The sequence below is a fragment of the Sphingopyxis sp. genome (assembly GCF_965279725.1).
In the GTDB taxonomy this organism is placed as follows: domain Bacteria; phylum Pseudomonadota; class Alphaproteobacteria; order Sphingomonadales; family Sphingomonadaceae; genus Sphingopyxis.
In genome coordinates this window covers 889,750-899,720 of the sequence record NZ_CBDIIL010000002.1, presented here as the reverse complement: position 1 = coordinate 899,720, position 9,971 = coordinate 889,750, and the positions used below count along the sequence as shown (strand labels likewise).

The following is a 9,971-nucleotide window of genomic DNA, read 5'->3' as shown; positions in this document are numbered from 1 at the left end:
TCAGCCAGCGTTTCAGCTAAGAAAAGAACCATGAACAAACGCGCCCAATCCCGCTCCGCCGCCCGTCTCGCCGCCGTCCAGGCGCTCTATCAGCACGAGATGGAGGCGACGCCGGTCGCCAAGCTGATCCATGAATTCCACCAGCACCGCATCGGCGCGACGATCGAGGACGCCGAATATGCGGGCGCCGACACCGAATTTTTCGACGACATCGTCAAGGGCGCGCTGGCACGTCTGCCCGAGATCGACGCCGCGATCGTCGCGCGGCTGGCCAGCGGCTGGTCGATGGAGCGGCTCGACCGCACGATGAAGGCGATCCTGCGCGCCGGCGCGTATGAACTGATCGCGCGCGGCGACGTGCCGGTCGGCGCCGTGGTCAGCGAATATGTCGATGTGGCGAAGGCGTTCTTCGATGCGCGCGAGGCGGGGTTTGCGAACGGCCTGCTCGATGCGATCGGCAAGGATGTGCGTTCCTCCAACTAACGCGCCCACAAAGCCGTTCGCCCTGAGCTTGTCGAAGGACCGTCCTTTTTCTGCTAGGGCGTAAAGGAAGAACGGCCCTTCGACAAGCTCAGGGCGAACGGAGAAGGGTTGGCGTTGTCCGAAACCGATTTCATCGCCCGCCTGCGGGCCATCGCCACCGATCCGGCGGCGCGCGGGCTGGCCGATGATGCGGCGGTGTGGGACGGCCTTGTCCTCACTCACGACATGATCGTCGAGGGCATCCATTTCCTGCCCGACGACACGCCGCAGGATATTGCGTGGAAACTCGTCGCGGTGAATCTGTCGGACCTTGCGGCGAAGGGCGCCGCACCTATCGGCGTGCTGGTCGGCTATAGCCTGGGCGACGAGGCCTGGGATGCGGCTTTTGTCGAAGGGCTCGACCTGGCGTTGCGAAGGTTCGGCGTCATCCTGCTGGGCGGCGATACCGTCCGTGTGCCGGCTGGCGCGCCGCGCAGTTTCGGGCTGACCGCGATCGGCCGCGCGCCGCCGGGAGGTGCGCCGTCACGGAGCGGGGTGCGGCCCGGCGACCAGCTGTGGGTGACCGGATCGATCGGCAACGCCGGTCTGGGGCTGGCGATGCGGCTGGGGCACGTCGACCCGAATGAAACCTGCCTGGCCGCCTATCGCCGCCCGCAGCCGCAACTGACGTTTGGCCAGGCGGTGGTACCGCATGTCCACGCGATGATGGATGTCTCCGACGGCCTGCTGATCGATGCACAGCGGATGGCGGACGCCAGCGCGTGCCAGTTCGTCCTGATGCTGGAGGCGGTGCCGCTGTCGGCGGCGCTGCTCGCGGTGCGGCCCGATGTGGTCGACACGCGGATCGCGGCGGCGACCGCGGGCGACGATTATCAACTGCTGTTTGCCGCCGATCCTGCCGAAACCGGCGCGATCCGCGAGATCGCCGCGGGGCTGAACGTCGTGGCGACCCCGGTCGGCCATGCCGGGGTGGGGGAGGGCATCGTGCTGACCCACCGCGCCCAGCGCATCGCGCTGCCGGAGCGTCTCGGTTTCACACACTGACGCAAAACCGTTACAAAAGTGCCGAAAAACCGGGGTTGCCCTTGGCTTTCTTTCTTCCCATAACGCGGCGTCCAAATTTTGGGGCGGTCGCATCAGGGGAGAGGGGCGAACCGGCAATCATAGTCGGACGTGCTCGACTGTTCACCTGGGTCCGCCCCCGCTCAATGGGGAAGGAAATCCACGAATGAATCCCGTTTTGATCGCGATAGCGTGCGGCCTGGTGGCCGTGCTCTATGGCTTCATTACCTCCCGTCAGGTGCTCAGCGCCTCGGCCGGTAATGAAAAGATGCAGGAAATTGCCGCCGCCATTCAGGAAGGCGCCAAGGCCTATCTCGGCCGTCAATATCGCACCATCGCCATCGTTGGCGTCGTCGTCGCCGTTCTGGTCGGGTTTTTCCTCGGCCCGATTTCGGCCACCGGCTTTGTCATCGGCGCCGTCCTGTCGGGGGTTGCCGGCTTTGTCGGCATGAACATCTCGGTGAAGGCGAACGTCCGCACCGCGGCGGCGGCCCAGACCAGCCTTCAGGCCGGCCTGACCATGGCGTTCCGCGCCGGCGCAATCACCGGGCTGCTCGTGGCGGGGCTTGCGCTGCTCGCGATCTCGGTCTTCTTCTGGTATCTGATCGGCCCCGGTGGTTTTACCGTTGGCGGTGATGACCGTACCGTCGTCGACGCGCTCGTCGCGCTCGCGTTCGGCGCGTCGCTGATCTCGATCTTCGCGCGCCTCGGCGGCGGTATCTTTACCAAGGCTGCCGACGTCGGCGCCGACCTCGTCGGCAAGGTCGAGGCCGGAATTCCCGAAGATGATCCACGCAACCCCGCGGTGATCGCCGATAACGTCGGCGATAACGTGGGCGACTGCGCCGGCATGGCGGCCGATCTGTTCGAAACCTATGTCGTGACCGTCGGCGCCACCATGGTGCTTTTGGCGCTGTTGCTGAAGAGCGCGGGCGACCAGCTGCTGCCGCTGATGAGTCTGCCGCTGCTGATGGGCGGCGTCTGCATCATCACCTCGATCATCGGTACCTATTTTGTCCGCCTCGGTGGCGGCAAGAATGTCATGGGCGCGATGTACAAGGGTTTCCTTGTCACCGCGGTCCTCTCGGTCCCGGCGATCTGGTTCTCGACCAGCTATGTGCTGAAAGGCGACATGGCGACCGACATCACCGGCCAGACGTTCAACGGCAGCGACCTCTTCTATTGCTCGCTGCTTGGCCTGATCATCACCGGGCTGATCATCTGGATCACCGAATATTACACCGGCACCAACTATCGCCCGGTGCGCTCGATCGCCAAGGCTTCGGAAACGGGGCATGGCACCAACGTCATCCAGGGTCTCGCCATCAGCCTTGAATCGACCGCGGCACCGACGCTGGTGATCTGCGCGGGCATCATCGCCGCGTTCCAGATCGCGGGCATCGTCGGCATCGCCTTTGCCGCCACTGCAATGCTGGCGCTCGCCGGCATGGTCGTCGCGCTCGACGCTTATGGTCCGGTGACCGACAACGCTGGCGGCATCGCCGAAATGGCGGGTCTCGACGATTCGGTTCGTGAAAAGACCGACCTGCTCGACGCCGTGGGCAACACCACCAAAGCGGTGACCAAGGGCTATGCGATCGGGTCTGCCGGTCTGGCAGCATTGGTGCTGTTCGGTACCTATACGGCCGACATCACCGAATATTCAGCGAAGCTCGGGCTGACCGAGCCGCTGACTTTCTCGCTGTCGTCGCCCTATGTCATCGTCGGGCTGCTGCTCGGCGCGCTGCTGCCGTACCTCTTCGGGGCGTTCGGCATGACTGCGGTCGGCCGTGCGGCGGGTGAAGTGGTCAAGGATGTTCGCGACCAGTTCAAGAACAACCCGGGCATCATGACCTATGAATCGAAGCCTGACTATGCGCGCACGGTTGATCTGGTGACCAAGGCGGCGATCAAGGAAATGATCATCCCGTCGTTGCTGCCGGTGCTCGCACCGATCGTCGTGTTCTTCGTGATCCGTGCAGTGGCCGGTCCGGCTGAGGCGCTCGAAGCGCTAGGCGCGCTTCTGCTCGGCGTCATCGTCAGCGGCCTGTTCGTCGCGATCTCGATGACCTCGGGCGGCGGCGCATGGGACAATGCGAAGAAATATATCGAAGACGGCAACCACGGCGGCAAGGGCAGCGAGGCCCACAAGGCCGCGGTGACCGGTGACACCGTCGGCGATCCGTACAAAGATACTGCGGGGCCGGCGGTCAACCCGATGATCAAGATCACCAATATCGTGGCGATCCTGCTCCTCGCAGCACTGGCCAACGGCGCGCTGTAAAACGCAACGCTTTCGGGCAAAGACAAGGCCCCGTCGGAGTGATCCGGCGGGGCTTTTTGTCGCCGCGTTGAGGCGGAAAGCTTCCCACATCTCTTCGTCATCCCGGACTTGATCCGGGATCCATAGCCGCGCCGTCGTCGTGGATCCCGGATCAAGTCCGGGATGACGAGGAGGGATAGTTCCTCCCTGTTGCTAGGCCGTGGGGAGGGGGACCGCTCGCGACGCGAGTGGTGGAGGGGCGGCAACGGTGGCGCTGTTGCCCCTCCGTCAGCGCGTTGCGCTGCCACCTCCCCATCGCTTCGCGACAAGGAGGATCAAAAGCCGTATTCCGTCGTTAGCCGCCACCTAGGCCGCCGACTTTGCCTTCATCTGCGCCGCATAGCCCGCTTGCACCATCGCGCTCATCCGGTCGAACAGCGCATTAGGATCGCTGCGGCGCAGGCTCGCGACCATCGCTTCGGCGCCCTCGGCCACTACCAACTCGCGCGTGCCCGCATCGACCGCCGTCAGTATCTGGGCCGCGGCGAAATCGGGCGACAGGCCGTTCTCGATTGCGGCGTCGCTTTCCCCGCGAGTGCTGCCATCAGCGTTGAGCGCGTTGCGGCTGACGTTGGTCTGGACCGATCCCGGCGCCACCACCAACACCTTTAGCCCCAGATGTTCATTCTCGGCGCGGACGCTGTCGTGATAGCCGATCAGCCCGTGCTTGGGCGGCACAGTAAGCGCTGCGCAGCGGCACCCCCGCGATGCCCGCGACGCTGGAGATGGCAACAATCTGACCGCCGCCCGCGCCGATCATGCGCGGCAGTAGTTGCTGGGTCAGCGCGATCGGGGCGAGGAGGTCGACGGCGACAATCTGCTGATAGACCACAAAATCAGTGTCGATCGCCAGGCTGCGCTGCGAGATGCCGGCATTGTTGACCAGCCCGTCGATGCGGCCCTGCCACCCCCAGGCCCGATCGGCGATGGCGGGCAGGGCGTCATAGTCGGTCGCCTCGAACGGCAGTACCAGCGTCTCGGTCGCGCAATCCGCGGCAACCGCCTCCAGCGCGCCGACATTGCGCCCCGACAGGATCAGCTTTGCGCCGCGCGCCGCTAGCGCTCGTGCCAGCGCCGCGCCGATGCCGGACGATGCGCCCGTGATCCACCAGATCTGATCGTTCATATCCGCTCCCATTCCATGATTTCGTTGCAACCTGAAACGGGTTCAGCCAGCCGTCAAGGCGCCGCGCTCGCACGTTCCCGGGCGGGGGTGGCAATTTTGTTGCGAATCTGTTATAATAAATATCAACGCGCTGACATTCTGCCTCTTCCCGTCTCGGGCTGGGGCGTTTCGCGGCGTTCCGATGGAGCCATATCCCTTGTCACTCTGACTGGCTAGCGCCGAGCGATTGTTGTTCCCCCTTGGCTAGAGGGCGGGATGCGCCGTTGTTGTCGCACTTTCAGATCAGGGTCAAGGCACAACAAAAGGAATTTGCATGTCCGTAAACACGCTCTTGTTCGAAGTCGGTGATTATGTCGTTTATCCCAAACATGGCGTGGGGCGCGTCATCGAGTTGCAAAAATCGGAAATCGCCGGGATGCAACTCGAACTCTATGTGCTGCGCTTCGAAAAGGAAAAAATGACGCTTCGCGTGCCGACGAACAAGGCCGAAGGCGTGGGCATGCGCAAGCTGTCGTCGGACAAGACGCTGAAGGAAGCCCTTCAGGTCCTCACCACCAAGCCGAAGGTCAAGCGCACCATGTGGTCGCGCCGCGCGCAGGAATATGAAGCGAAGATCAATTCGGGGGACCTGGTGTCGATCGCCGAAGTGACCCGCGACCTGTTCCGCGCCGACGACCAGCCCGAGCAGAGCTATTCGGAGCGCCAGATCTTCGAAGCGGCGTCGAGCCGCCTCGCGCGCGAACTCGGCGCGATGGAAGAAAGCGACGAAAAGACCGCGCAGGCGAAGATCCTCCAGATCCTCAACGAACATGCCCCGCTGTATTACGTCGAAAAGGTGTAAGCGCGCAGCATCGCGATAAGGGAAGGGGCGGTCCGCGAGGTCCGCCCTTTTTCGTGGCGGTCATTGCGAGCAGAGCGAAGCAATCTCCAGCTATCGGCCGCGCGTTCCGATAGCTGGAGATTGCCGCGTCGCTACGCTCCTCGCAATGACGGGCTAGGGATACACCGCCCCCACGAAATACAGTCCATCGGGCGGCGCATTTAGCCCCAGTGCGGTTCGGTCCGCCGCCTCCAGCGCCACTTTCAAATCGCGCGCCGACCATTTGCCGTGCCCGACCAGCGACAGGCAGCCGACCATTGATCGCACCTGATGATGCAGGAAGCTGCGCGCTGCCGCCTCGATGATCAGCTCGTCGCCGTGGCGGCTGACGGTCAGTTTATCGAGCGTCTTCACCGGACTTTGCGACTGGCAATGCGCCGAGCGGAAGGTGGTGAAATCGTGGAGGCCGACCAGCTGCTGCGCGGCGGCGTGCATCGCATCGGCGTCGAGCGGCGGGATGATCTGCCACGACAGCCCCTTGTCCCACGTCAGCGGCGCGCGGCGGTTGACGATGCGATATTCGTAACTGCGCCCGGCGCAGGTGAAGCGCGCGTGCCAGTCGTCGGGAACGATCTCGCACCCAACCACCGCGATCGGGGCAGGGCGAAGCTGCGCGTTCAGCGCCTCGGTCAGCTTGAACGGGGTCAGCGGCTTGCCGATGTCGACATGCGCGCGCATCGCGATGGCGTGGACCCCGGCGTCGGTGCGGCCGGCGCTTAACACCGACACCGTCTCGGCGGTAAAGCGGTGAATCGCTTCCTCGATTGTCTGCTGGACGCTGGGGCCGTGCACCTGGCGCTGCCAGCCCATATAGGGGCGGCCGTCATATTCGATTGTGAGGGCAAATCTTGTCATTGCCGCCCCCTTAGCCGTTCGTGTCGAGCGAAGTCGAGACACCGTTACGACCCTCTCCCCTTGCGGGAGAGGGCAGCGAGACTTGGTGGCTTCGCCACCTAGTCGCAGCGGGAGAGGGGGCAGCGCCCCATCGCTACGGTGCTACCCCTCTCCCAGCTTCAGCTAGGCAGCAAGCTGCCAAGCTTTCGCAACCCTCTCCCGCAAGGGGAGAGGGATTAGGCTAGTCGAGTGCCTGCGACGATTCCCCGCCCGCGCAGCAATTCGCCTGCCTCCATCGCGGGCTTCCCCGCCCGCTGCACCCGCGTCGCGCGGATCGCGCCGGGGTTGCAGGCGATGGTGAGGGCATCATCGAGTGTCGTGCCGGGGGTGACGCCCGCGACGGTCTCGCCCGGATGCACAACCTCGGCCGCCAATATCTTGCACCGCTCGCCCTCCAGTTCGAAAAAAGCCCCCGGTACCGGGTTGAACGCGCGGATCTGGCGTTCGACCTGCACCGCGCTGACCAGGAAATCGAGCCGAGCTTCGCTCTTGTCGATCTTGGCAGCGTAAGTGACGCCGTCGTCGGGCTGCGGCACCGGCGGAAAGGCGTGGAGGTCGCTCAGCACCCGCCGCATCATCGACGCGCCCATCTCGGCGAGTTCGTGGGTCAGCACCCCGGCGGTCTTGCCGTCGATCGGTGTCCCCCCGACCAGCCACATCGCTCCGGTGTCGAGCCCGACGTCCATCTGCATGATCGTAACGCCCGTTTCGGCATCGCCGGCGAGGATCGCGCGCTGCACCGGCGCCGCGCCGCGCCAGCGCGGCAGGATCGAGCCATGGACGTTGAGGCAGCCCTCGCGGGGCGCATCGAGAATCGCGGCGGGCAGGATCAGACCATAAGCGGCAACCACCGCGACATCGAGGTCCAGCGCGGCGAAGTCGGCCTGTTCGTCGGCGCCTTTCAGGCTCTTCGGGGTGCGGACGGGCAGGCCGTGCGCCTCAGCCCAGTCATGCACCGCGCTCTGCTTCACCTTCTTGCCGCGCTGCGCCGGGCGCGGCGGCTGGGTGTACACCGCCACGATCTCATGCCCCGCGGCATGAAGCGCGGCGAGCGTCGGTACCGCAAAGGGCGGCGTTCCCATGAAGGCGATACGCATGGTGCGGGGCTTTGGCGGACAGCCGCTCGACATTCAAGCCCCTCTCCCCTTGCGGGAGAGGGCAGCGAGACTTGCGAACTTGTTCGCTAGTCGCAGCGGGAGAGGGGGCTGCACCTTCGCAACCCCTCTCCAGCCTCCGCTAGGCGCTGCGCGCCAAGCTCCGGCATCCTCTCCCGCAAGGGGAGAGGGCTGTTGTGCGGCCGCGCGGGCCGCGATAGGTGATGTGCATGGCCTCCACCGAAATCGAAGCCCTCGTCCAGCAACTCGCCCGTCTCCCCGGCCTCGGCCCGCGGTCGGCGCGGCGCGCGGTGTTGCATTTGATGAAGAAACGCGAATCCGCGTTCGTGCCGCTGCTCGCGGCGCTCCAGACGGTCTCCGAACGGCTCGTCACCTGCACGATTTGCGGCAATGTCGACACCCACGACCCCTGCGCGATCTGCGCCGACCCGCGCCGCGATGCGCGCAGCCTGTGCGTCGTCGAGGAAGTGTCCGACCTGTGGGCGCTCGACAAGTCGCGGCTGTTCCCCGGCAAATATCATGTGCTGGGCGGGCGATTGTCGGCGCTGGAGGGCATCCGCCCGCAGGATCTGGCGATCGACGCGCTGGTCGCGCGCGTCGCGGCGGGGGGCATCGACGAGGTCGTGCTGGCGATGAACGCGACGCTGGAGGGGCAGACAACCGCCCATTATCTGGCCGAGCGGCTGGAGGGCTATCCGGTGCGGCTGACCCAACTGGCGCATGGTTTGCCGGTGGGGGGCGAGCTGGATTATCTCGATGAGGGGACGTTGGCGCAGGCGCTTAGGGCGCGGCGTCCGGTGGGTTGACGGCGGGCGTTCGAATTCATACCTGCACCCCATGGCCATTCTATCCATCATAGAGACCCCGGATCCCCGGCTGCGCGTCATTTCGAAGCCCGTCGAGACCTTTGACGCCGAGCTGAAGCAGCTGGTCGCCGATATGTTCGAGACGATGTACGACGCGCCCGGCATCGGGCTGGCGGCGATTCAGGTCGGGGTGGCGAAGCGCATTCTGGTGATCGACCTGCAGGAACCCGATCCCGAGGATGAAGAGGGCAAGAAGGTGATCCGCGAGCCGCGCGTGTTTATCAACCCCGTGTTTTCCGACGAGAGCGAGGAGCATAGCGTCTATTCGGAAGGCTGCCTGTCGGTCCCCGAACAATATGCCGATGTGACGCGCCCCGCCGAGGTCACCGTCGATTGGCAGGACGAAGACGGCAAGCATCACCAGGAACGCATGACCGGGCTGATGGCGACGTGCATCCAGCACGAGCATGACCATCTGGAGGGCGTTCTCTTCATCGACCATCTATCGCGGTTGAAACGCGATATGGTGCTGAAGAAGCTGCTCAAGATGCGGAAGGCGGCGTGACGCTTAAGCCCCTCCCCCTTGCGGGGAGGGTTTGGGGTGGGGGTCCGCGCGCTCGCGCGCGAACAAACTCTGGCCCCGACCTTGAAGTTGCAAATTCTTATGCGGCGCAGACGCGCCGCTACCCCCACCCCTTGGTCCCCTCCCCGCAAGGGGGAGGGGAGAATGACTTCAACCCGCCTTCGCCACCGCGACCATCGCGGGCCGGAGCAAGCGGTCTTTCATCATATAACCCGCCTGCATTTCCTGCACGATCGTGCCGGGCTCGGCATCGCTGCTCGGAATCTCCAGCATCGCCTGATGCTGGTTCGGGTCGAGCGGCAGGCCGATCGCGGCGATGCGGGTGATGCCGTTGCGTTCGAACACACCGAGCAATTCGCGCTCGGTCGCTTCAAGCCCGATGATTAGCGGCTTGATCGCGTCCGATGCGCGCTGTTCCTCGCTGAGCGCGGCAAGCGCGCGGCCAAGGTTGTCAGCGACCGACAGGATGTCGCGCGCAAATTTGGTCGCGGCATAGGCGTGCGCGTCGGCAATTTCCTTTTCCTTGCGACGACCGAGATTCTGGGTCTCGGCGCGTGCGTAGAGCAGGTCCTGCTGCACCGCGGCGAGTTGTTCGGTCAGCAGTGCCACTTCGTCGTTGACCGCCTCGGCGGGCGCGGCAGCTTCGGTTTCGGTGTCTTGTCCATCGTCGATGGGGGTGTCGTTTTCGATGTTCGTCAT

At 64.8% G+C, this 9,971-nt stretch carries 11 protein-coding genes; 6 read left to right on the top strand and 5 right to left on the bottom strand.

Features of this window, described 5'->3' with window-relative positions; translation table 11 throughout:
* Positions 1-30 precede the first annotated feature (30 nt).
* The 3 genes from nusB to ACQY6T_RS08775 all read left to right on the top strand — a co-directional run bounded on the left by nusB (position 31) and on the right by ACQY6T_RS08775 (position 3,829).
* Positions 31-483 (top strand): transcription antitermination factor NusB, encoded by a 453-nt coding sequence (nusB, locus tag ACQY6T_RS08785; RefSeq protein ID WP_428630372.1) that lies wholly within the window; start codon positions 31-33, stop codon positions 481-483.
* A 114-nt stretch (positions 484-597) separates the two neighbouring features.
* Complete coding sequence (thiL, locus tag ACQY6T_RS08780; protein WP_428630371.1) at positions 598-1,527, top strand: thiamine-phosphate kinase; 930 nt, start codon at positions 598-600, stop codon at positions 1,525-1,527.
* 184 nt (positions 1,528-1,711) lie between these two features.
* Positions 1,712-3,829, top strand: coding sequence for a sodium-translocating pyrophosphatase (locus ACQY6T_RS08775; protein WP_428630370.1), 2,118 nt, complete (start codon positions 1,712-1,714; stop codon positions 3,827-3,829).
* Between the two features lie 345 nt (positions 3,830-4,174).
* Here ACQY6T_RS08775 and ACQY6T_RS08770 read toward each other — a convergent pair whose 3' ends face one another.
* Both ACQY6T_RS08770 and ACQY6T_RS08765 read right to left on the bottom strand, forming a co-directional pair.
* The gene (locus tag ACQY6T_RS08770) at positions 4,175-4,546 is read right to left on the bottom strand and encodes a hypothetical protein (RefSeq protein ID WP_428630369.1); all 372 of its coding nucleotides are present in this window, start codon (positions 4,544-4,546) and stop codon (positions 4,175-4,177) included.
* Positions 4,491-4,994, bottom strand: a complete 504-nt coding sequence (locus tag ACQY6T_RS08765) for an SDR family NAD(P)-dependent oxidoreductase (protein WP_428630368.1) — start codon at positions 4,992-4,994, stop codon at positions 4,491-4,493. Before ACQY6T_RS08765 ends, ACQY6T_RS08770 begins: the two co-directional genes overlap by 56 nt.
* Positions 4,995-5,307: 313 nt before the next feature.
* On the opposite strand from ACQY6T_RS08765, the gene ACQY6T_RS08760 reads away from it, so the two are divergent.
* The gene (locus ACQY6T_RS08760; protein ID WP_105998065.1) at positions 5,308-5,835 is read left to right on the top strand and encodes a CarD family transcriptional regulator; all 528 of its coding nucleotides are present in this window, start codon (positions 5,308-5,310) and stop codon (positions 5,833-5,835) included.
* 153 nt (positions 5,836-5,988) lie between these two features.
* On the opposite strand, the gene truA is transcribed toward ACQY6T_RS08760, so the two are convergent.
* Positions 5,989-6,729 (bottom strand): tRNA pseudouridine(38-40) synthase TruA, encoded by a 741-nt coding sequence (gene truA / locus ACQY6T_RS08755; protein ID WP_428630367.1) that lies wholly within the window; start codon positions 6,727-6,729, stop codon positions 5,989-5,991.
* Positions 6,730-6,944: 215 nt separating this feature from the next.
* Positions 6,945-7,865 (bottom strand): methionyl-tRNA formyltransferase, encoded by a 921-nt coding sequence (gene fmt / locus ACQY6T_RS08750; protein ID WP_428630366.1) that lies wholly within the window; start codon positions 7,863-7,865, stop codon positions 6,945-6,947.
* 227 nt (positions 7,866-8,092) lie between these two features.
* Here fmt and recR point away from each other — a divergent pair, with 227 nt between their 5' ends.
* Complete coding sequence (gene recR, locus ACQY6T_RS08745; RefSeq protein WP_039579914.1) at positions 8,093-8,689, top strand: recombination mediator RecR; 597 nt, start codon at positions 8,093-8,095, stop codon at positions 8,687-8,689.
* Between the two features lie 31 nt (positions 8,690-8,720).
* Positions 8,721-9,254 (top strand): peptide deformylase, encoded by a 534-nt coding sequence (gene def, locus ACQY6T_RS08740; RefSeq protein ID WP_428630365.1) that lies wholly within the window; start codon positions 8,721-8,723, stop codon positions 9,252-9,254.
* A 168-nt stretch (positions 9,255-9,422) separates the two neighbouring features.
* On the opposite strand, the gene grpE is transcribed toward def, so the two are convergent.
* Positions 9,423-9,971, bottom strand: a complete 549-nt coding sequence (gene grpE / locus ACQY6T_RS08735; protein ID WP_428630364.1) for a nucleotide exchange factor GrpE — start codon at positions 9,969-9,971, stop codon at positions 9,423-9,425.

Coding starts and splice junctions, on each gene's coding strand:
- nusB (WP_428630372.1), top strand. CDS start 31: ATGAACAAACGCGCCCAATCCCGCTCCGCCGCCCGTCTCGCCGCCGTC.
- ACQY6T_RS08775 (WP_428630370.1), top strand. CDS start 1,712: ATGAATCCCGTTTTGATCGCGATAGCGTGCGGCCTGGTGGCCGTGCTC.
- ACQY6T_RS08765 (WP_428630368.1), bottom strand. CDS start 4,994: ATGAACGATCAGATCTGGTGGATCACGGGCGCATCGTCCGGCATCGGC.
- ACQY6T_RS08760 (WP_105998065.1), top strand. CDS start 5,308: ATGTCCGTAAACACGCTCTTGTTCGAAGTCGGTGATTATGTCGTTTAT.
- truA (WP_428630367.1), bottom strand. CDS start 6,729: ATGACAAGATTTGCCCTCACAATCGAATATGACGGCCGCCCCTATATG.
- fmt (WP_428630366.1), bottom strand. CDS start 7,865: ATGCGTATCGCCTTCATGGGAACGCCGCCCTTTGCGGTACCGACGCTC.
- recR (WP_039579914.1), top strand. CDS start 8,093: ATGGCCTCCACCGAAATCGAAGCCCTCGTCCAGCAACTCGCCCGTCTC.
- def (WP_428630365.1), top strand. CDS start 8,721: ATGGCCATTCTATCCATCATAGAGACCCCGGATCCCCGGCTGCGCGTC.
- grpE (WP_428630364.1), bottom strand. CDS start 9,971: ATGACGAACATCGAAAACGACACCCCCATCGACGATGGACAAGACACC.